We start from the raw sequence: 22,073 nt of genomic DNA on the forward strand, positions 1-22,073 counted from the left end.
GGTGTGCAACTGCTTGTCCGACTCTACGAAGGTCAACCGCAAATCCCCCGACGCACCCTGACTTTGATTGCTGCTGAGAGCCGAGAGCACCAAGCCATCAAGATTCAAACGAACAGCAGGACGCAAACCAAATGAAAGATTCGCAAATTCACCGATCGGACGAATCCCCCCATTCCTCACCGAGAAAACAGCGTTCGCAGCGTCCCAGCGAGCAGAACGCAACCAAAAGCCTGAAGAATTGTTGGCACAAGTGGAAGAAAGACAAACAAGATTCGTATCCGACGACACATACCCACTAGTAGCCCCAAGAAACTTATTCAAATCACCCACTGACAATGCAAACACTCTATACGGATTGACAGAATCGGACTGCTGCATATAACTCCCCGAAGGACACCCCACCGGCTGGGCAGCCGTGCACACCCCCTCCACCGCGGCAGCACGCAACAAGGATTGCTCAAAGGAGGAATAATTCGCCAAACCTACCGCATCAGACACTGCCGCAAGATTCGACTGATAAGGACCTGTCGCACTGTCAAAGGTATTGCGATACGTGGCATTCGTATCAAACGCGAAACCAGCGGTCACCGTGTCATCAGCCCAAAGCAAGGCCTCATCCGCGTCGACCGACGTCGTCGCAGACTTTGTGTGCGCCAGATTACCGAACTGACTGTACGAATTCGCATCGGGCACACTCGCCACCGCACCAACAGCCAGTGTCTTGTACCCGCCGGACACCGTTGCACCGCCATAGGTGCCCGTATTCCCTTGTTTGCCGAACACGATCCGACGCGTATTGGCCCAACCGTCCTGAGGTACCCCGGGTGTCTCATTATCCTTATCCACCACAGGAAGCGCACCCGCACTCAGACCACTGAAATACCCGTCAGGCCCCAGATCAACAGGAGCAGCGGAGGCCTGCCTGACCGGCAGCGCCACCAGCACAAGAGGCAGGACCAGCAACAGGGACAGCAGGAAGGCAACTACTGCCCCCCCCCCGCGACATGGGACAGAGCCAACACGACCGGATACACAACGACCGACACCAGGCAAGCAAGCCATAGGAACACTCCCGCCTCAACACCATCCTCCTGTGACCGGCGACAGCATCAACCGGAGGACACGCGACCATACAATATGTTCAACATCATACAGTACGTACAGTTCGGCTTCATGTACTGCTTCTCAAGCCGGAATCCCGTCAGGCCCCGAGGTGAGGGGAATACAAAACATCCCCGTGGTTAATAACCACGGGGATGTACGCTAATGCCGAAGGAGGCGAATCAGGCTGCTACGCGCTGAATCTTGCCTGCCTTGAGGCATTTTGCGCATACGCGCACGCGCACGTTCTGACCTTCAACAGTGGTGCGAACCGCCTGAAGATTCGGACGGAAGGTGCGCTTATTGCGGATATGCGAATGCGAAACGGTGAAACCGGTCTGCGGTCCCTTGCCGCACACTGCGCAACGAGCTGCCATGTTGACTCCCTAGAATCGTTAACGTTCAAGTCTTGGTATTCGTCTTGCCGACAAGCGACCGGCCGAACACACAACTTCACTAGAATAGCGCCTCTTACGAAGATGCGCAACTTCGGTCCTGCCATCCTCGACCGGCAGGGGTGACGAGGAGGTTATGGCCTCTTGCCATCCCCCTCATCAAGCGCCCCGAACACCACACTGGCGATCCCGCACAACAGTCCCCCGATGACCCAGAACATCCAGAAGGGCAATTGCATGCCAAAGACACTCACATTCATGGCGCCTCCGCCGAACAATGCGATCAGACCGCCGATCGTCGCCAGAATCATGATCACGCCGCAAACAGCGCCGTTGATGCGCTCGTACTTGCCATGCGCGGTGCGCGCCGCCTGCTCTTTCTCGGATTCCCGGTTGTACTCGTTGAGGTCAAGCATGCCGTGGCGCACACCGAAGATGATGAAGCAGAAGGTGCCGATGCTCACTGCCAGCAGCAACACCGTGGTCGCCGCATTCGACCAGCTCCCTGCACCGGATCCCGAGCCATCCATGGCATCCGAGAACATCACCATGGCCACACCGGCCAGGATGCAGCCGATGCCGGTGACTATGCCGACAGCCAGCTGCCTGGCCGACCGTGCATGATCCTCATCCGAATAGAAGTCCTCGACGAAGGGATGCTTTCTCCTGAACTCGGCATGGCTCATCCCTGCCGGGATGATCAGTGCCAACCCGACCACAATGCCTATGAACAACACCGCCACGGCAACAAGCTCCCCTATGCCTTCCGCCGATTTCCCGCCATCGAAGAGAGGGACGAACGCGGTACCCGCGATAATCGCGGCGACGCCGGCGGCGATTCTCAACGAAAAGGATTTGCGATGGGCATCGTATCCGGTGATGTCCGTCGGGAGGCCATGCGTCGCCGGAGACGGCATGGTCAAAGGCGCGGAAGCGGCGAAGGAGGCTGCGGTCCCGGATGGTGCACCGTCAGCAGGGTGCGGGGAGGGAAAGGCCGGATGACCCTCCTGCCGCCGCCCGTCTCCGCGAGCGGATTCAGGCTTGTTCACATCGCCGAGGACCAGGTCATCAAGCGTGCAGCCGAAGAGGTCACAGATCATCAGCAGCTTATCCATCTCGGGGTAAGCCTTCTCCGATTCCCATTTGGATATTGCCTGCCGCGAGACACCGAGCAGCATGGCAAGCTGCTCCTGAGTCATATTCCGTTGCGAGCGCAGACTCTGCAAGTTGCTGCTGAAACCCATGATCGTTCCTCTCTCCGTGGATGCATGTGACGGAGCTTCCTCGCCCTCCGTATGCGTGATGGTTCAATTGTCCCGGAATGGAAGCGCTGCCGCCACCAGCTTCGGGTTGCATGGACAAAACGCAACTGCCCGTTGTCCGCAACCAGAGGTTGCATCCGCACCACCGCAAGGTTTGAGCAGCTTCTCTTCAGCCTTTTCCCAAGGACTATTCACTCTCCGTTCACGCCTTCACAGCCTCATGGACACCCTCATTTGTTAGCGTGCCATGCAGTGGCAACCGGGCATCTCCGGTTGAACGCGATCGCACGGGCACAGCCCGACACATATCGAGAAGGACGGTTATGGCGGGCACCATCCCAGTCGCATCAGAAGCATCCGACATGGCGAACATGCCACAGGAGACCGAGCAGGGCAACGGCATGCAGCCGGAGGCCACGCGCCCGGAGGACGTCCTGACACAAGCCACCGGGTCCGATCCCGTTTCGGCGCATTCCCCTATGAGCGCCCGGGAGAAGCGTTGGATCCTCTACGATGTAGGCAATTCCGCCTTCGTGCTGCTGTCGACCGCGGTCATCCCGATCTATGCGAATTCCCTGCTCAAACAGGCCGGTGAGAGCAACATCGTTTCGACGTGGGGTTATGCGCAGACCGCCGCCGCTCTGGTGATCGCCCTGCTGATGCCCCTGCTCGGGTCCATAGCCGATATCCGGGGTATGAAGATCAAATTCTTCCTCGGCTTCTTCGGAACAGGGGTTGTGGCATGCTGTGCACTTGCGCTCCCCCTGGGTTGGCTGCCCTTCCTCGTGCTCTGTGTCATCTCCTCCATAGGCCTCAACGGTTCGCTGACCTTCTATGACTCGATGCTGATCGACACCACAAGCGATGAGCGCATGGATCGCATCTCCTCACACGGTTTCGCCTGGGGGTATCTTGGCTCCACGGTGCCCTTCATCCTGTGCATCGCCTTGATTTTCGCAGGCCCAAGCCTGTTCGGGCTCAGCACGGCCAGCTGCACACGCATATCATTCATCATCACCGCCATATGGTGGGTCGCGTTCACCATCCCCCTCGTGAGCGGCTACCGACAGGTTCATTTCAGAGCCACCGCCGAGCACATGGGCGCAACGATCCGTGGAAGCTTCGCCGAACTGCGCGGCACGATCGCAAGCATCAGGCGCAACACACCACTGATGCTCTTCATGCTGGCCTTCTTCCTCTATATCGACGCGGTGAACACGATCATCGCGATGTCCACCTCCTACGGGACGCAGCTTGGCATCGACTCCACCCAGATGGTCATCGCCTTGCTGGTGACCCAGTTCGTCGCATTCCCCAGCGCCATCATCTACGGTCGCTGCGCCGGGGCCTTCGGAACGAAACGAATGATCGTCATAGCGGTTGTCGCCTATATGGCCATTGTTTTCTTCGCGGCCTTCCTGCTGCGCACCGCAACCGCCTTCTGGATCCTCGCCATTGCGGTCGGACTGTTCCAGGGTGGCATCCAGGCCTTGAGCAGGTCATACTACGGCAGGCTGATTCCCAAGAAGCGAGCCAATGAGTACTTTGGTTTCTTCGACATCTTCGGGAAATTCGCCAGCGTTCTGGGCACCTTCCTCGTGGCGACCATCACCAGCCTCACCGGCAACCCCAGCCTGGGCGTGCTCTCGATCGGCGTGCTGCTGATCGGGGCGCTGGTATTGCTCGCCATCCAACGCGACCCCACCGCGAAAAGCGCCAACTGAGCCCTGACCGGCAGCCAGCATTCGCGGCACCCTCTGCGGGAGGAATGACTTCGAGGGCTGCCAGGGCTTCTGCGCCCCGGAGCACCGGCACACCAAGGTGCGAGGGACTCCTTAACCGATTCCACGATGGGTGAACTACACTGAGACAACACATACGGTCGGTTGAGAAAGAACAAACGGGGATTCATGGTTTCACCAATAGTGTCCGATGCCATCAGAACGATGCCGAAGGCTGAATTACATCTGCATATCGAAGGAACGCTTGAAGCTGAGCTGGCTTATGAGCTCGCGGAACGCAATGCCATAGAGCTGCCCTTCGCAGGGCTCGAAGATTTGAAGCAGCGTTACCACTTCACGAGTCTGCAATCATTTCTTGACCTTTACTACCAGCTGATGTCGGTCTTGCGCACAGCGGACGACTTCCGCGACCTCGTTCTGGCCTACATGGCCAAGGCGAACCGTGCGGGTGTGGTGAGGAGTGAGATTTTCTTCGATCCGCAGGTGCATATCGCCAACGGAATCGACCTTGATACGGTTCTGGATGGTCTGCTCTCCGGGATGGTGCTTGCCCGCGAGCGCTATGGGATCAGCAGCGGACTGATTCCCTGCATCGTGAGGGATATGCCTGTGGAATCCGCTCTGGAGACCATCGAGGCGCTGGCCCCGAGAGCGGATGAGCTCCTCGGGCTGGGATTGGATTCCGCGGAGGTCGGATATCCTCCTGAGGACTTCAAGGATGTGTTCCAGCGAGCCGGCGATCTGGGACTGCGTCTGGTCGCGCACGCAGGGGAGGAAGGCCCGGCCTCATATGTCCGGCAGGCCCTTGATGACCTGCATGTGGAGCGGGTGGATCACGGCATCCATTCGGTTGAGGACAAGGATCTGATCGAATTGCTCAAGCACCGTCAGATTCCGCTGACTTGCTGTCCCCTGTCGAATCTGAAGCTGCAGGTGGTGAGCGACCTCGGGGAGCTGCCGCTACGCCGATTGATGGCTGGCGGCGTTCCGGTCACCATCAATTCGGACGATCCGGCATACTTCGGTGGATATATCGACGATAATTTCGATGCCCTCTCGCAGATCGGCTTCACCCTTCCCGAATTGGCATCCATGGCGGAGAATTCTCTGAACGCGGCATTCGTGGATGATGCGGAACGCAGGACGATGCTTGGGTCTTTCGCCCAGTGGAAACGTATGCATCACGAACTCCTGCAGAGGCCATAGCCCCGATACGGCCCCGGCTGTCTGGCTTCCGCATCCATCAAGCCCGGCGTTGTTCCCAGCGAATTAGCTAGATTCTCCCAGCTTGGTCTACTTGCATTAATGTTAGTAGATACCAAGGAATGCAGATTCGCCATGCGAATCTGTCGCGCACACCGGGGGGGGATGACGATGCGACGCAAAGCGATGGGGATAGCCGTAACGATTCTGGCGGCATTCGCCATAATCGTGGATGTCTTTGTACTCTTCTTCAAACCGAGCATGCAAGCCGCCGTCGCCGAGGATTCGAATGCCAACGCGCAGTCAGGCACCAGCACGAGTTCATCGCCTTCCGCATAGGCAAGCTCATCATCCTCCGCCAGTTCAAGCTCATCCTCCTCTTCAGGCTCCGGGGAGTCGACATCGACGACCGGACTCGCCGACGGCACCTATACCGGCGAACTCGTCCAGACGAATCGCGGTGACGTGCAGGTGCAGATCACCGTTTCAGGCGGATCGATCAGCACGGTGACCGCGATCAAATACCCCAACGAGACGAATCAATCACAGACCATCAGCGCGCAGGTCATACCGACCTACGAGCAGGAGGCGGTGAGCGCCCAAAGTGCGGACATCAAACTCGTCAGCGGGGCGACGGAAACCTACACCGGATTCACCGGCTCCCTACAGGACGCCATCAACCAGGCCGAGCAGGGAGGCTCATGATGACGCGGAACGACGTCGAAGTGCAGGGTGCAGGCACCGGTCATGACAAGCCCATGCTCGTGCATGTGCTTAACGTGATGAACATCCCATTCACCATCATGGTCAAGCCGTGGGGGGCCGTGCCTGGCGATCACCACCGGGATCAGACCGCCATCGCATCCGCCACGGATGCGGCGGTCTCGCAGATCGACGCTTTCCTCAGGGATGTCGACATGCGATTCTCCCCTTTCAAGCAGGAGTCATCAGTGTCCGCAGCGAGGCGAGGCGAATGGTCCGCAATGCTGCGGGATAGGGAATTCCGCGAGATCTATGCGAAGACGGCGCTGGCCAACACGATTACGCATGGCGCATTCGACGCCTATTATCAGGGGCATTACGATCCGACCGGCCTGGTAAAAGGCTGGGCGATCGAAACGGCGATCGCACGTTTTCTGAGACCACTGCTACAACCGTCCGTGGCGCCAGTGCCGCACCGGACCACACAACCATCACGGGACACCGATCACCGCGCACTCGCGGAGGCGGTCGCCATCAACGCCGGAGGGGATATCCGCACAGCCGTCGCCCAGCACAGCGATTACATCTGGCATATCGGCATCGAGGACCCCGAAGACACGAAAGCTCTGCTCGGCAGCTGCCAGATCCGTGATGGTGGCGTGGCCACATCCGGATTCAGCAAGCGCGGCGCCCACATCGCCCACACCACCGAAGACGAGGTCTTCACACAGCTCACCGTAATCAGCGACAGCGTCGAGGACGCCGATCTGTGGGCCACCGCAGGCATTGCGGGAGGCATGCATCTGTGGAGCGCACTCGTCAAGGAGCAGGGACTCACGGCGGTCGCCGTCAGGGGGAATGGCGAAGTCATACGGTACTCGGATGGCAGACTGCTGGATTCGAATATCCCGGGGCCGAAAGTCACCACAGCACCGTCCAACACGGCACAGTCCAACACGGCACAGTCCACCACAGCACAGTCCGCCACAGCACAGATCAGAGAAACACGAGGCCCATCATGCTGAGAAGACTTCAGATACCACTCACACTCACCTGGCTGACCGTGCTCTTCGTCGTGCCGATGCCGCTGATCGTGCTGCTCTCGAACGGGCTGTCGCCGTTGTACGCCAGTTCGGCGCTCGGCATCCAAGCCGGTGTGATCGCATACTCCTGGATGCTTACCGCCGTGGTGCTCAGCACACGCCCCCACTGGCTCGACAGACTCATCGGTTTGCCCAACATCTACATGATCCACGGCATACTGAGCCTCGGGGCCATAGCACTCGCCTTCATGCACCGCACCGTGCTGCCGTCAAGCGGCATCATCGCGCTCACCGGGAATACCGCCTTCTGGATTTTCGTCGGGGTCGGCGTCTGGTCGATGGTGTTCATGGCCGGATGGCTCACCACGCGCGTACCTCTTCTGGGACGCATCAAACGCTTCCTGGAACGGGTCTTCCGCCATGAGTTCTCAGTCTGGCTGCACCGTCTGAACCTGCTTGCCGTGATGCTGATTTTCATACATGTGCAGCTCATAGACATCGTCAATACGATCCGTCCCTTCATGATCGCCTTCGATGCCTTCGCGCTGCTCGCAGCCGTGTTGTATATCAGATCAAAACTGATGCAGGCTTTCGCGGCGCGCAAAGGCACAGTCGAGTCGAGTGAGATCATCGCGCCGGGAGTCCTTCAGCTCGATATCCATGTGCCAAGCCAGCGCGGCTCCTGGGAGGTCGGCGATTTCGTCTTCATCCGCTTCCCCGAGATCAAAGGTCTGAGGGAATACCACCCCTTCTCCATCGTCAGTCTGCCGCACCGTGACGCCAGGCTTCGCTTCGCCATACGAGGTGACGGCGATTTCACGAAATCCTTGGTCAACATGGTGAAGGAGGGCAGCGTCGTCGAAGTGCTGCCGCCATTCGGCAGATACCGACGCTTTCTCGATGAGCGCGGCGACAATCGGCCCATTGTGATCTTCGCGGGAGGCATAGGCGTGACCCCACTCGTTCCCGTGGCCCTGGCCTACGAAGACTCCGGGCGTCCGATCCGCTTCCTCTACACGGCTCGCACCGAGGACCAGCTGCTGTATGCCGACGAACTTGAACGCTGGTCCTTGCAGGAACACTGTGATCTGATGTTGCAGGCGGGACGGTTCACACCCGATGAACTGAGCTCAGCGATGCTGCCCAACGCCGTCTATCTGATTGGCGGGCCTGCACCGATGCTCAGAAGCACCCGCCGCCTGCTGGTATCCCAAGGCGTCCGCGCGGACGACATCTGCTATGAGCCTTTTACCTGGTGACCGCCGGCACCGCCGCAGTCGGGGCATCCGACGAGCCCGCCATGGAGTTCTGCCCCATCGGGGATGAACGTCGATACACGAACTGTGCGGAATCGCGCTCGACTATCGAGCATTCGGCCACGGCCCTGCGTGCCTTGCCGTCATACCCGTTGATCCGTTCGATGAGCATGCCGACAACATCCTCGACATAACGGTCAAGATCGGGATCGATCGTCGTCAACGCAGGGGTCGAGTATTCGGCCTCGGGGACGTTATCGAATCCGGTAACCTGCACGTCGCGAGGCACCTGCAGGCCCTTGCGTTGCAACTCGTGGATCGCCGCAAGCGCCAATGCGTCGTTCATGCACACTATGGCATCCGGGCACTCATGGACGGCCAGGAAACTGCGCAAGGCCTCAATACCGTCACGTTCACGCAATTTACGGCATGGGATGAGCATCGAGTAGTCGAGTGTTTCGCCCAGCTCGTCCAAAGCGTCGATATACCCTTTCATGCGCAGCCAGACGGTGCCTTCCCTGGCCGCTTCGAAATCGCTTCTGTCCGGATTACCCACCGGGCTGCCCAAAACCGCGATTGACCTGCAGCCGGAGTCATGGAGTCGTTTCGTCAGCAACTTAATGGGTTCATAGTTCTGCATCGTGACGGAGTCCACTTTGTCGTATGTCAGAAAATCGCCAGCGACGACAATCGGATACGGCTGTTCCAGGATTTCGGCTTCCTTATCCAAAGCCTGGTCATTGAAATAGATCCATCCGGCCGCAGGGAGCTGGAGATTCCTGGTGATGATGCGGGAGATGCCGTTCTCTTCGCTCTCATAGGTGCTGATGATCACGCCGTAGCCGTTACGCCTGGCGACCTCGATAACCTTATCCGCGAAATACGGGGCGAAGGGCTGTGAGAAATCGAAGATTCCGAGCCCGATGAGATTGGAGACCCCGGTTTTCAACGAGCGAGCGGATACATTGACCTTGTATCCCAGCTCCCTCATCGATTTCTCAACACGTTCACGGGTCTGTTGACGCATGCTCCCCGTGTGGTTCACCACATTTGAGACAGTTTTGATGGAGACGCCAGCTTCTCGCGCCACATCTTTGATCGTAACTCGCCGTGTCATGTCAATCACCTAAGTCGGTCAGCACCCCTTGTTGCTCCAACAGGGGTAGTGAGGTCAGTGTACCTACAGTCACGCACAAAGCACCGCGTGGTCCTCCCCGCTCCGAGCCCTGCAACACAGCACGCACAACACAAGTAACCAGGCAAGCGGAAGACAGCGACGCCTCGCGGTCACCGGCGGATACCGGAAGTGGTATCCGCCGATCCATCGAAGCCCATCCTCCACTCACCTCATCGCGGATATGATGCCCGGCCCTTAATCTGCCCCGCAGACCCGGCGCCTCAGGCCTTCACCGAACCGGCCGCGAGACCACCGACCCAATATCTCTGCAGAAAGATGAACGCCAGCACCATCGGAATGACGGAGATAAGCGATCCCGACGTCAGGAGATTCCATATCTGCTCCGATGCAGAACCAGCCGTACTTCTGGTCTGCCACTGCGACAGACCCACGGTGATCGGAAACAGATTCGGATTCGTCAGCACGACGGATGGCAGGAAGAAGTTGTTCCAGGCACCGACGATGGAAAGCAGGAACACTGTGGTTATCGCAGGCGTCATAATCGGCAATGAGACCTGGAAGAATGTCCTGAACTCCCCCGAGCCGTCGACCCTCGCGGCCTCGATCATCTCGTCCGGCAGTGACTCCGAACAATAGATGCGCATCAGATACACGCCGAAGGGATTCAGCATCAGCGGCAGCAGAACCGCCCAATAGGTATCCGTCATATTGATGTCAGACATCAGCAGGAATGTGGGGATGACCAGAGCCGTCGCCGGAATCATCAAGGCCCCGAGAATGATATTGAAGTAGGTTTTCTTGCCGCGGAAACGGTACTTGGCAAAACCATATCCTGCCATCACGGACACCGTTGTGGCCCCGAAGCCGCCCACGAGCGCGTACAACAAGGAGTTGGCTATCCATCTCCAATACACGCCGTCCTGATAGGTGCCCAACTGCTTGATGTTGTCCCAGAACGCCATCGTGCTGTCGAACCACATGGAGCCATGCGATCCGTTGAACAGACCGCCGTTGGTTTTCGTCGACGCAACAACAAGCCACCAGACCGGCAGCAGGAAGTAGCAGCAGCATACGATCAGGACTACATAGGTGAACACCCGTGGGTTTCCCCGAATGTGGCTCCCTGCATGCTTGCCTGAATGTTCGATTGCTGACATATCAATCACCCAATCCATTCGATCGGCGAGTCAATCTCATGAAGATGATGGAGAAGATCACGACGATCAATCCCAGTGAGAATGAGACAGTGGCGGAATAGTTCGTTTGGTTGTACCCGAATGCGAGTGCCTGCGCATACATGTTCGGGGTGTATTCGGACGGGATCACCGTTGGCGCCTGATTACGCAGAATCGTGGGCTCGGTGAAGAACTGCAAGGTGCCGATCAGAGAGAAAATCGTACACATGATCAAGGAACCGGTGACCAGGGGAATTTTGATACGGGTCGCAATCTTCAACTCACTGGCCCCATCGATACGGGCGGATTCATACAGTTCAGTGGGGATGGATTGGAGCGCCGAATAGAGAATGATCATGTAATATCCGGTCCATTGCCAGGTGACGACATTGACCAGGGATCCGAATATTCCATTGCTACTGAGGAAATCCGGTGCCTGTACGCCGAACAGCGAGAAGATCGTCGTGAACGGCCCCATCAGTTTGGAGTACATGAAGCCCCACATCAGAGCCCCTATCACCGCAGGTATTGCATATGGAAGAAAAATCACTACTCGGGACACCGAAGCGAATTTCTTCTTGAAGGAATCCAACAGCAGCGCCAATCCCAGTGCCAGACCCAATTGGATCGGAACCATCACGATCGTATACAGCACCACCAGCAGGAGTCCCTTGCCGAACGCTTCATCCGTAAGCACCCTGACGTAATTCGCGATGCCGGAGAACCGTTCTCCGGAAATCTGCGTGTATGTGAACAACGACATATAGAACGCGTACACAAGAGGAATGACCAGAAAAACCACGAACACCACGGCAAAAGGAGCCGTGAAGATCCAACCCCACAGATTTTCCTTGCCATAATGCTTCCGCTTGCCTCTGAGAGCCTTTGTCTGATTCATAAAAGAACCTCCTCGTGTGTGGAGGGAAAGCACCTCCCCTCCACACACTGATTGTCATGAAGCGCTATTTGACCGATTCGACCGTGAACCCCTGCTGCTTGGCATAGTCCTGCAGCGTTGAGGTGAGTTTGGAGACTCCGGAATCAACCGATGTTCCGGATTTCACGATGCTCGCAAAGGACTTTTGCTGGGCATCGTATGCATAGGTCTGGAAGGGCAGGAACTGGTCTCCGGCCCACCCCTTGGCAACGGGGGCTATGACTTCGTTCGCCTTCTGATCACCCAGGTAGGGATAGGTCTGGTTGATGAACTCCGTGGAGGACAGCAGCTTCTTCCATGTGGGGAAGAGACCGCCATCGCTCACCCCGCTCTTTTGGGCATAGTCATCGCCATACAGTTCACGGGCCACCTCGGCCGCGGCTTTGGTATCCTTCGCCTGGTATGTGACCGCGAAGGCCGAGCCGCCCTGATTCACATCAGGCGTCGAATCATCCCACTTGGGTGCTTCATAGATTTTGAAGGGGGAATCCGCGGCCGTCTTGTATGCGCCTTTGACGTAATATCCCATGAACCATGACGCCTGAACATATGTGGCGTAATCTCCGGCACCGAATTTCTTCATCGTATCGGTCGAGCTTTGGTCGGCTGTGTCGATCAGGCCTTCTTTGGAGAGCTTCTGCCAGTATGACAGGACATCCTTCACTCCCTGCTGGTCAAAATCGATGCCCACCTTCGTGGGATCCGAAGCGGAGTATTTGTAGACCTGTGCGCCCTTTTGGGCGAACAACGCGATATTCACCGCGGTGCCGTCCGTCTGCCAGTTGGTCAGTTTTCCTGTGTAGCCTTTGGCCTGCAGGTCTTTGCCTGCCTGTTCGAATTCCGCCCACGTGGTCGGAACCTTCACCTGGTATTTGTCGAATACCTCCTGATTGACATACATCACAAACGGTCCGGCATCCACCGGGACCGCGTAAACGGAGCTGGAGCTGCCGAAGGTCACCGAATTCCATGCACCATCCGTATAGTCGGCTTTGTACGAATTCATCCCGTACTTGCCCAGATCGACCAGATACTTTTGTTGCCCGGCGATGAACTGCGGCATGGCCTCGTATTCAAGCTGGATGATATCCGGCGCGCCCTTGCCCGCCTTGATGGTGTTCTGGAATCGCGTGTATTCCGCTCCACCCTGGCCACCGTTGTTCCAGCACACCTGAACATCGCTGTGGCTGTTGTTGAAGTGATCGACAATCTTCTCGAAGCCCGGGTACCATGCCCAGACGGTCACTTTCTGAGCATCCGCATGAACCACTTTGTTCGTGCAGGATGCATTGTCATTAGCATGTTTATCCGAGTTCGCCGTGGCTGTATCCGAGGCGTTTGAACCGCCACAGGCGGCCAGACTCAAACTTGCTGCAACAGCGGCTAGAACTGCAAAAATCTTCTTTGATTTCAACATCATTCACTGCTTTCCTTGTTGTCCCAGACTGATCGAGGCATCTGGCTCAGAGGCAGATGCCTCGTTAACGCTCTTCTCCCCCCTCCTTTCTGATTAGGCTTTGACGACTATGGCCGACCAGGAGGCCGGTGGCAGAGTCACCTTCACCACGCCATCCTTGATCCTCGCATCAGTATTGTTATGCAGCACGACCCGGTTCTGCGATTCGCGTGTGTTCGCAGCCAGCACATCATCCTCGTGGAGCGTGCTCATCTCGACTCGCGTGAAATCGCCGTCGGGCAGCTTCACAGAGAATTCGGCATCGTCATGCAGCGAGCGATTCACCACAAAGACGGATATGGAGCCGTCCCGACCCAAGACCGAGACTGCATTGACGGTGTCCACCAGCCCGTATTTCGCGGTTTCATGCTGCTGCGAGACCTGCTGGGCGTCGAATACGGTACCGTCCTTGGCCAGGCGCGCGGTCATCGCGAAGGGATGGAAAATCGTCTGTTTCCAAGCCGGGCCGCCGGGCTCCGTCATGATCGGCGCGATCACGTTGACCAACTGCGCCAGTGATGCCGCACGCACACGATCGGCATTCTTCAGCAGGGTAATCAGCAGATCGCCGAATACCACGGCGTCGATGGCCGTGTACGTGTCTTCGAGCAGATGCGGCGCAAGCGGCCAGTTGCCCAGTCCCTCGGGGCTCCGAGAGGGTTCGGCATCCTGATACCAGACGTTCCATTCATCGAAGGATATGGCGACGCTGTGCTTCGATTTCAACTTGGCCGCGGTGGCATCGATGATGCTTGCCACCTCCTTGATGAAGGAATCCATATCCACACCGGAAGCCAGGAAGCTCTCCATATCACCATGCTCCGCTTGATAGTATGCGTGGCAGGAAATGAAATCGACGTTCTCGAAGGTCTCCTCAAGCACCGTCTGCTCCCAGGCGCCGAAAGTCGGCATCGAATGGGAGGACGAGCCGCAGACGACCAATTCAAGATCCGGGTCGATCTGTCTCATCCCCGCGGCGGTGATCGCCGCCAGGCGCGCATATTCATGTGCGGTTTTGTGCCCGAGCTGCCAGGGGCCGTCCATCTCATTGCCAAGGCACCACATTTTGATGTTGAAAGGATCGGCCGCCCCGTTCGCACGTCGTTCATCGGAGAGCGCGGTGCCTTCGGCGATATTCGTATATTCGAGCAGTTGCAGCGCCTCTTCCGTCCCCCGCGTGCCCAGATTCACCGCTTCCATCAGCTCGTTGCCGCCGATTCTGCTCAGCCATTTCACCATCTCGTGCAGGCCGAATTCGTTGCTTTCCGTGGAATGCCAGGCGGTATCCAGTCTGTTGGGACGCGTGTTACCGACCCCGTCCTCCCATCGGTAACCTGAGACGAAATTCCCTCCCGGGTACCGTATCGTCGTCGCCCCAAGCTCCTTGACCAGGTCGATCACATCCTGTCGAAAGCCATCCGCATCTGCCGTCGGATGTCCGGGTTCATAGATACCCGTGTATACGCAGCGACCAAGGTGCTCGACGAAGGAACCGAATAATCTGCTGTCAACCGCTGCCTTCATGAAGTCCCCATCAATTGCCAGTTGCGCCGAGACTTGTGTTTGGCTGGACATGAACATCTCCATTCAGAAATATCAGGAAAATACTTAGTACAACGATATTCTCAAAAAGTATTTTGAGTTGTTATTTTTGTTTATTCTGTTGAGGTACAACTTTGTACTAAATGCATCATACAACGCTATGTTTGAAACGGCAATCGGCATACGACGATCCCAGCCGGGCACCGGATCCCCCCTCCGTCCGGCACTCCCGGGATTCCCCCGCATACGAAGAGCCACAATCAGTCCGCAATGACCGGAGACGGGAAGGTTCCCCGAAGTATCCACATCTTGTGGAATATCATTGCAGTTGTCCTGCGTGGAGGACGTTTCTCGGCACACCACTGATTCAGGGGAAAGGATTGGGCATGGAGCTTATACTGCACAGCGTTCTGGCTTGGCTCGGCAGCAACTCCGAGCGCATCATCATCCTGGTGGTGACCGTGATCGCCACCATCATCATCACGAAGATCGTCTCCAAGGCATTGAACGGGCTGCTTGACCGCTCGCAGATACCCAGCGCCTCGATATTCGTCAACATCGTGCTCGCGGTGCTGTGGATCATGGCCGCGATGATGGTCATGCAACCTGTTTTCGGAGTGAACCCGACCACCTTCGCAACCGCACTCGGCATCAGCGGCATCGCGCTGTCCTTCGGGCTGAAGGACACCATCTCGAATATCGTCGGAGGATTCGGCCTGATGGTCGGCAAAGTCATACAGCCCGGCGATGTGATTGCCATTTCGGGAACCAGCGGAACGGTCAAGGACGTCACCTGGCGGCACACCATCGTGACCGAACTCTCCGGCAATGAGATGTGGATTCCCAATTCCGTGCTGAACACCGTATCTCTGGAGAAACTCACCATGAATGGCGACGCGATGGTACGCATCCCCCTGGTGCTCAAAGGGGACTGCGATCCCGACCAGACGGCGCAGCAGGTGCTCGCCATCACCTCAAAGGCATCCAACGGCCTGAGCACCCCGTCGATCCCATCGGTGGTCAGATTCCAAGGCTTCACTGCATTCGGCATCAGCGCGGAACTCTGGGTGTTCGCCAAGCCCGAGGTGATGCCGGCCCTGCTTCAGGATACGGTTGTCCGCGCCCTGGCCGGACAGGACTTTCTGGTGCAGGAGAAGCCCGAAATCCCCTCCGGGGCATGAGAGACGCAGGCTTCGCCACGATGCGGAGCCTGCGAAGCCGCTCTCCGTCACATTGCAGACATACCATGCCCTCAATCCCCCAGCAGATGAATCCGCCCTCAGGCCTGTTGCGCACGGATCCACATGATGGCCAGCTGCGTGCGGTTCGTCATACCCAGCTTGGACAGCATGTCACTGATCCGGTTGCGCACGGTGCCTTCGCTCAGGAACAAGCGCGCAGCGATCTCATGGTTATCGAGCCCTTCGGCGATCAGCCCCGCAATATCGCGTTCCCGTTGGCTGAGCGCGGCAAATCGATCGGGCTCCGCTGAGGCAGGCGCCGACCCCCGCTCGTTGCCGGAGAGCGGAAGCTGCGAGAGCGCCTGAGCCCCAAGTACGATCTGCCCTGCCATCACAGCCCGAACGGCGGGCAGCACCGAGGACACATCCTGCTTGATGAGATAGCCTTTTCCTCCGATCGCGAGCGCCTCCTCGATGTACGCCCTATCGGAAAAGGTGGTGAGGAACAGCACCCGAGCCTGGGCATCGTCCTTGAGTATCAGACGTGCGGCATCCAGACCGTTGCCACCCGGCATCTGCACATCCATCAGCAACACATCGGGTGCGTTTGATCGATATTCCTCCACGGCCCGTTCGCCATCGGTGGCGGTCCAGAGCACCTCGACGCCTCCGCTTTGCAGCAGAATCGTCGACAGCGAGGAACATACGATCGGATCATCATCGACTATGGCGACTTTCATGCCGCACCTCCCCTATCCGTGCGAACAGCACGATCATCAACATCCCCATATCCCTCGGCGGCATCCGAAGGCAGCCAGGGCTTCTTCGGTATCGTGACGAATACACGCCAGCCCTTGCCGTAGGGACCGCACAAGGCGGATCCACCAAGTCCTTGGGCGCGTGCCTCGATATCCGCCAAACCCATGCCTCGGGGATCGACGCCGCCATGAAGAGCGGTACGGCGTCCGAGCGTTCCGGAGCCAAGACCCGGGGCGTCCGCACGTCCTCCATCGTCCTGCACCACCAACTGCCATAGTGCCGGCATATCCCTGAGCACGATCACCACACTCCCCGCATCGCTGTGCCGCGCCGTATTGCTCAGGGACTCGCGAATCGTCATCGCGAAGCAACGGGTCACGGCTGCGGGTGCATCGGATATGCCGTTCTCCAGATCCACCTGAGGAGCGGCCTCCCCGCCCGCGGCCCCGGCGAGGGAAGCATCATGTGTGTCAAGGCTATGGGCGGCGGTCTCTATCTGCGCATTGAAATCATTGCCCTGGTCCTCAAGATCATGAACGGATTCGCGAACCATCGTCATCGCATCACGAATCGTGGTCTCCAGATCGGCGAAGCCCCGAAGAGCCGTCTGGTCATCCGAGGATTGGGCGAGAAACTGCGAGGCATGGGCCTGCATGATGCCTCTGGTCAGCAGATGCCCCACACTGTCGTGCATCTCCCTGGCGATCCTGGTCCGCTCGAGCAGGGTCGCATGATGGATGGAACGGCTGCGTTCAGCCTCCATCTCCAACTTGTCGGAGTGGGCCCGACGCAACGCATCACGGTGGGCATCCTCGATCCTTACCAGACGCAGCCGCATTCCCCGCAGCGACGACACCGCCAGACCACACAGAAAAGCCAAAGCACCCAACAGCATCACGGCCCAGCGAAGGAGCGGCGCGCGCGTATCATCCGATACGAGCAACACGAGCGCCACAATCGCCCAACTGCCGTACATGACCCATATCAAGCAGCGACGAAAGCCTTGGAACGCGCTGTGCGGGTCTCGTCCATACCCGGAATCGTCGGAGGGATATGCGGCACCGTGACCCGCATCGCGTCCCGCACGGCCCAAAACCAGTCCTGCATCACAGGCTGCGAGGGGAAGGGCGCACATCAGGATTGGGAAGACCAGTGCGGCGGCGGCCAGGCACATCGGAGCCAGCCCAGCCTGCCATCGAGGCAGCAGCCATTCGGATAGTGCGCTGGCTGAAAGAGACATCAGCATCACCGCCACCAGCGCGGGGGTGAATGCGCCACCATCATCCATCAGACCCAAAACCACGCAGATCAGCCATACCAGGAGTTTGAGCACAGCTCGCAGCATGGCACCTCCATCCCCGGAACCGACTCCATCGTTTCCCGCTCTATTCCACCATCAACGATACCGTCCAGGACGGCCCGCGGGTGCAACCCCGAGGCTTCACACCAGCGCACATCCTCCGCATCCGGCCAGCCGAGCGCGCAGGTGGCGGGAGGGGATGACAACAGGGGGAGATTCCCTGAGGAATGGATGACAAAGGTCATCCGATCCGATGACTATGCTCACTGTCCTTCACTGGGCCGATGTGCGAGCATACAGGTATGAACACAGCAATATCATCCACAGCGACGGCGGCGGCGCCGGTCAGCGGCGAGGCCGCGCAGGGAAGTTCGCCCAGGAGCGGCGTCCCCGCAGATGCTTCCCGGACCGCGATATCAGTCAAGGGATTGGTGAAGCACTACGGCAGCATGCTCGCATTGGATCACTTCGATCTCGACGTTCACCGGGGCGAGATCTTCGGCCTGCTGGGCCCGAACGGTTCGGGCAAAACCACGGTCATCAACTGCATCCTTGCTCTTCTGACCTATGAGGCGGGGGCAATCTCGGTCTTCGACAGACCGATGACTCCCGTCTCCTACGATTTGAAACGGCGCATCGGGGTGGTTCCTCAAAGCGTCGCGCTCTTCAATGAGCTCACCGTTGAAGAGAATATCGACTACTTCTGCTCCCTCTACATCCCGAAGCGTGAGGAACGCTCGCGATTGGTCCGGGAGGCGGTGTCCTTCGTCGGACTTGAGGAATTCACACGATTCCGTCCTGGCAAGCTATCAGGAGGGCTCGCGCGAAGGCTCAACATCGCCTGCGGCATCGTGCACAAGCCCGATCTGGTGCTCTTCGATGAGCCGACGGTCGCCGTCGATCCGCAAAGCCGCAACGCGATCCTTGAGGGTATCGAACGCCTGAGGGATGCCGGTGCGACGGTGCTCTACACCAGCCACTACATGGAGGAGGTGGAGCAGATCTGCACACGCATCATGATTATGGACCATGGGCGGCGCATCGCCTTGGGAACGGCGAATGAACTCAAGGACATGATCGACCTGGGTGAGCGCATCACCGTCGGCACTCTGGATCTGGAACAAGACACGCTCGGCAGGATCAGGGCCCTGCCCTTCGTCATGCAAGCGGACTATGACGGCCGGGAACTCAATGTGGTCTGCCGTCACGGTGATCGCAATCTCGCGGACCTTCTGGATCTGCTCAATGCCAGCGGGACGAGCACCGGACATCTCATCTCCCGACCGCCCTCACTGAATGACGTGTTTCTGGAGCTGACCGGCAAGGCGCTGCGTGACTGACGACTCGCCAATCGCGCGAAGCCGATCAAGGAAGGATATATCGTGTGGACCACTCTGGTGACCACCATCAAGGTCAATCTGCGAGAGAAAAGCAATGTCTTCTGGATGTTCGCTTTCCCGATTATCCTGGCGACTCTCTTCGTCGGGATGTTCAGCGGTCTGGGCGGCGATGGCATCACGCCCCAACGCATGGCGATCGTCGAGGACAGCAACTGGAGCCATGTGCAACAGGCGGGGATGCTGGTCAAGACCTTGTCCGGCAAAGACGAGGCGAATGCCGATCGCGGTACGCAGCAGACGCTTATCACGCCTCATGCGGTCGATTCCATACAATCGGCGCAAGCCCTCGTACGGAAGCAACAGGCTGACGGATATCTCTATGCCAATGAGAACGGCACACTTGGCATTGCGGTTTCGGATACTCTTGCCGCCGATGCCACGAACGCGATATCCGCCAGCAACGCCAGCATCACCATCACGGCTTTGCACAGCGTGATCAACCAGTTCAACCAAAGCATGGCAAGCGCGAAGACCCTCGCGGGTGACGCGGCCCGGGGACTCGGCAATCCATCGTCAAACGGGACTGCAGCCTCCCGGAACTCATACACATACACCACCGATCATTCGCTCACCCACTTCGCGCCAGACCCTTTCGCACGGTACTACTATGCCCTGCTCGGCATGGCGTGCCTGATGTCGATGAGCTTCGCCATTGTTTCGATCACGCTCTCGCAGGCCAATCTTTCGCCTCTCGGTGCCAGGAGATCGATCGCGCCACTGTCCAAGTGGAAGCAGCTGAGCGCCAGCTTCTGCGCGAGCTGGCTCGTCTCCTTCATCAGCCTGCTCGTGGCCTTCCTGTACATCAGATTCGTATGCGGCATTTCCGCAGGAGGCCGTGAGGGAATGGCAATTGTGGCCATCGCGATATCCTCCTTCGTCGCCACATCCTGCGGACTCCTCATAGGGGCGCTCCCCTGGCTGTCCCAGGGAGCCAAAATCGGGATAAGCACCGCCATCGCCTGCATCGGGGCGCTGTTTGCAGGGCTGTACGGCCAGTATGCGATGGATGTCAATGACGCCATCAGCAGGAAGGTACCGGCCTTGCATATGCTGAACCCGGTGAAGCAGGTGTCCGATCTGTTCTACGACCTGCTGTACTACGACAGCTATCGGCCCTTCCTGCTTACCACGGGAATCATCATTCTTATGGGCGCTCTCTTCATGGGTTCCGCCGTAATGCTTTTGAGGAGACAACGCTATGAATACCTGTAAAGCGGCACTACGCATCGCCTGGCAGCACAAGCTCTACCTGCTGATCTACATGGTCGGTCTCGGCACCCTGATGCTCGTCATGGGATCCTCGGCCATCAGCTCCAACGATGGCAGCGGCAGCGGCGTCGACAGTTTCCAAGTGGCCACTCCACGAATCGCCGTCATCAACACTGATGGAGGGGCTTTGGGTGATGGGCTGCGCGATTATCTGGCACAGACCTCCACGATCGTCACGCTACACGATGACGCGCAGAGCCTTCAGGATGCCGTGGCCCGCAACGATGTCGACCTCATCGCCACGATTCCCGCCGGGTACTCATCACGCTTCGAAGAGGCCGCGGCGAACGGCGAACGGCCGCCGACCATCAACACGGCCGTCAGCTACACATCCGGCAAGGGCTCCCTCACGAAAATCGATGTGGACGGCTACTTCACACAGCTGCGGAACACCTTGAGTTCGGGTTTGCGCGCGGATATGACCAGTGCCGTGGACTACACCGTGCAGCAAGGTGCCAGATCGGATCTGCGTGCCGGGATCACCGTGGTACAGACCAAAAGCCAATCCGGCAAATCGCTCTCGAATGGCTTCGGAATGGTCATGAAGCTCTCGGTTTATCCACTGTTCACAGCGCTCACCGTATGTGTGTCACTACTCATCGGTGTCTTCAATTCAAGGGAGACGAGCCGCCGGATCACGGCCTCGCCGTTACGATCCTTCATCTTCAGCGGGCAGCAGCTGCTGGCCTGTCTGCTGATCGGTCTGATCTGCTGGGTTCTATACAGCGGTGCCACATTGGCGCTTATCGCGCCTCACAACCCGGGATTCTCTGCGCTCAGACCCGGGGAGGTGGCGCTTCCGGTCATCACGCAGCTGGTGTTCACACTGGTCGCCATCGCCTTCGGATACATGCTCGGGCAATTCAGAATATCGACCTCTGCGGCGAACGGCATTGCCGTGGCCCTCGGATTGGTGCTGATGTTCACATCAGGAGCCGCATTCGACCCCTCGGTCATGCCGGAGGTCATGGTGATCCTGGGAAAGCTCACACCAGGATGGTGGTTCTCGGTCTCGGTCGATCAGGCGCTGGGGATTTCGACCGCATCGCACACAGGGGCAAGTCTCTCGGGCTGGTTCCAAGCGCTCGGTCTGGTAGCGGCCTTCGGTTTCGCTTTTCTGTGTGTCGGTCTGGCCGCCGGCCGTTTCCGCACGACCCATCCCGGGACGATGGCACCGGCCGTCACCCAACTGACCGAGCTGGGATGATGCCC

At 58.4% G+C, this 22,073-nt stretch carries 20 protein-coding genes; 9 read left to right on the forward strand and 11 right to left on the reverse strand.

Annotated elements, in window-relative coordinates; translation table 11 throughout:
* The 3 genes from BPSY_RS00395 to BPSY_RS00405 form a co-directional block, all read right to left on the reverse strand.
* Positions 1–945 (reverse strand): hypothetical protein (locus BPSY_RS00395; protein ID WP_162178425.1); only part of this gene is annotated, 945 nt, incomplete at its 3' end.
* 338 nt (positions 946–1,283) lie between these two features.
* On the reverse strand, positions 1,284–1,478 hold the full coding sequence (gene rpmB, locus BPSY_RS00400; RefSeq protein WP_033496105.1) for a 50S ribosomal protein L28: 195 nt from the start codon (positions 1,476–1,478) through the stop codon (positions 1,284–1,286).
* Positions 1,479–1,630: 152 nt separating this feature from the next.
* Entirely contained in the window at positions 1,631–2,740 is a 1,110-nt protein-coding gene (locus BPSY_RS00405) for a helix-turn-helix transcriptional regulator (RefSeq protein ID WP_033496103.1), read from the reverse strand.
* 497 nt (positions 2,741–3,237) lie between these two features.
* Between BPSY_RS00405 and BPSY_RS00410 the strand changes: the two genes are divergently transcribed.
* Positions 3,238–4,482, forward strand: coding sequence for an MFS transporter (locus BPSY_RS00410; protein WP_238556762.1), 1,245 nt, complete (start codon positions 3,238–3,240; stop codon positions 4,480–4,482).
* Positions 4,483–4,668: 186 nt separating this feature from the next.
* Positions 4,669–5,706 carry an adenosine deaminase gene (locus BPSY_RS00415; RefSeq protein ID WP_033496101.1) on the forward strand — a complete coding sequence of 346 codons (1,038 nt, stop codon included), beginning with the start codon at positions 4,669–4,671 and terminating at the stop codon, positions 5,704–5,706.
* Here BPSY_RS00415 and BPSY_RS11745 read toward each other — a convergent pair.
* Positions 5,682–6,131: a hypothetical protein gene (locus BPSY_RS11745; RefSeq protein ID WP_202961745.1), complete on the reverse strand. Its 450-nt coding sequence runs from the start codon at positions 6,129–6,131 to the stop codon at positions 5,682–5,684. The two genes, BPSY_RS00415 and BPSY_RS11745, sit on opposite strands and share 25 nt — an antisense overlap.
* A 43-nt stretch (positions 6,132–6,174) precedes the next feature.
* Between BPSY_RS11745 and BPSY_RS11750 the strand changes: the two genes are divergently transcribed.
* The 3 genes from BPSY_RS11750 to BPSY_RS00430 are packed head-to-tail and all read left to right on the forward strand — an operon-like array spanning position 6,175 to position 8,707.
* Complete coding sequence (locus BPSY_RS11750) at positions 6,175–6,408, forward strand: FMN-binding protein (protein ID WP_202961746.1); 234 nt, start codon at positions 6,175–6,177, stop codon at positions 6,406–6,408.
* The gene (locus tag BPSY_RS10825) at positions 6,405–7,430 is read left to right on the forward strand and encodes an FAD:protein FMN transferase (protein ID WP_051921327.1); all 1,026 of its coding nucleotides are present in this window, start codon (positions 6,405–6,407) and stop codon (positions 7,428–7,430) included. The genes BPSY_RS11750 and BPSY_RS10825 overlap by 4 nt, the downstream gene beginning before the upstream one ends.
* Positions 7,424–8,707, forward strand: coding sequence for a ferric reductase-like transmembrane domain-containing protein (locus tag BPSY_RS00430; RefSeq protein WP_033496099.1), 1,284 nt, complete (start codon positions 7,424–7,426; stop codon positions 8,705–8,707). The genes BPSY_RS10825 and BPSY_RS00430 overlap by 7 nt, the downstream gene beginning before the upstream one ends.
* Here BPSY_RS00430 and BPSY_RS00435 read toward each other — a convergent pair.
* The 5 genes from BPSY_RS00435 to arfA all read right to left on the reverse strand — a co-directional run bounded on the left by BPSY_RS00435 (position 8,697) and on the right by arfA (position 14,985).
* Positions 8,697–9,821 (reverse strand): LacI family DNA-binding transcriptional regulator, encoded by a 1,125-nt coding sequence (locus tag BPSY_RS00435; RefSeq protein WP_081884024.1) that lies wholly within the window; start codon positions 9,819–9,821, stop codon positions 8,697–8,699. The two genes, BPSY_RS00430 and BPSY_RS00435, sit on opposite strands and share 11 nt — an antisense overlap.
* Before the next feature lie 281 nt (positions 9,822–10,102).
* Positions 10,103–10,999: a carbohydrate ABC transporter permease gene (locus BPSY_RS00440; RefSeq protein ID WP_051921377.1), complete on the reverse strand. Its 897-nt coding sequence runs from the start codon at positions 10,997–10,999 to the stop codon at positions 10,103–10,105.
* A gap of 1 nt (position 11,000) precedes the next feature.
* Positions 11,001–11,915, reverse strand: a complete 915-nt coding sequence (locus BPSY_RS00445; RefSeq protein WP_033496097.1) for a carbohydrate ABC transporter permease — start codon at positions 11,913–11,915, stop codon at positions 11,001–11,003.
* 64 nt (positions 11,916–11,979) lie between these two features.
* Complete coding sequence (locus tag BPSY_RS00450) at positions 11,980–13,374, reverse strand: ABC transporter substrate-binding protein (protein ID WP_033496095.1); 1,395 nt, start codon at positions 13,372–13,374, stop codon at positions 11,980–11,982.
* Positions 13,375–13,464: 90 nt separating this feature from the next.
* Complete coding sequence (gene arfA / locus BPSY_RS00455; RefSeq protein WP_081884050.1) at positions 13,465–14,985, reverse strand: arabinosylfuranosidase ArfA; 1,521 nt, start codon at positions 14,983–14,985, stop codon at positions 13,465–13,467.
* Positions 14,986–15,338: 353 nt separating this feature from the next.
* Here arfA and BPSY_RS00460 point away from each other — a divergent pair, with 353 nt between their 5' ends.
* On the forward strand, positions 15,339–16,133 hold the full coding sequence (locus BPSY_RS00460; RefSeq protein WP_033496092.1) for a mechanosensitive ion channel family protein: 795 nt from the start codon (positions 15,339–15,341) through the stop codon (positions 16,131–16,133).
* Positions 16,134–16,231: 98 nt separating this feature from the next.
* Here BPSY_RS00460 and BPSY_RS00465 read toward each other — a convergent pair whose 3' ends face one another.
* Both BPSY_RS00465 and BPSY_RS00470 read right to left on the reverse strand, forming a co-directional pair.
* Complete coding sequence (locus BPSY_RS00465; RefSeq protein ID WP_033496090.1) at positions 16,232–16,873, reverse strand: response regulator transcription factor; 642 nt, start codon at positions 16,871–16,873, stop codon at positions 16,232–16,234.
* Entirely contained in the window at positions 16,870–18,237 is a 1,368-nt protein-coding gene (locus BPSY_RS00470) for a sensor histidine kinase (protein ID WP_051921329.1), read from the reverse strand. Before BPSY_RS00470 ends, BPSY_RS00465 begins: the two co-directional genes overlap by 4 nt.
* A gap of 257 nt (positions 18,238–18,494) precedes the next feature.
* Here BPSY_RS00470 and BPSY_RS00475 point away from each other — a divergent pair, with 257 nt between their 5' ends.
* The 3 genes from BPSY_RS00475 to BPSY_RS00485 are packed head-to-tail and all read left to right on the forward strand — an operon-like array spanning position 18,495 to position 22,068.
* Positions 18,495–19,532, forward strand: coding sequence for an ABC transporter ATP-binding protein (locus tag BPSY_RS00475; protein ID WP_081884026.1), 1,038 nt, complete (start codon positions 18,495–18,497; stop codon positions 19,530–19,532).
* Between the two features lie 42 nt (positions 19,533–19,574).
* Positions 19,575–20,804: an ABC transporter permease gene (locus BPSY_RS00480; RefSeq protein ID WP_033496089.1), complete on the forward strand. Its 1,230-nt coding sequence runs from the start codon at positions 19,575–19,577 to the stop codon at positions 20,802–20,804.
* Positions 20,791–22,068, forward strand: a complete 1,278-nt coding sequence (locus BPSY_RS00485) for an ABC transporter permease (RefSeq protein WP_033496087.1) — start codon at positions 20,791–20,793, stop codon at positions 22,066–22,068. Before BPSY_RS00480 ends, BPSY_RS00485 begins: the two co-directional genes overlap by 14 nt.
* Positions 22,069–22,073: the final 5 nt, after the last annotated feature.

The sequence above is a fragment of the Bifidobacterium psychraerophilum genome, from assembly GCF_000741705.1.
GTDB classification, from domain to species: Bacteria; Actinomycetota; Actinomycetes; order Actinomycetales; family Bifidobacteriaceae; genus Bombiscardovia; species Bombiscardovia psychraerophila.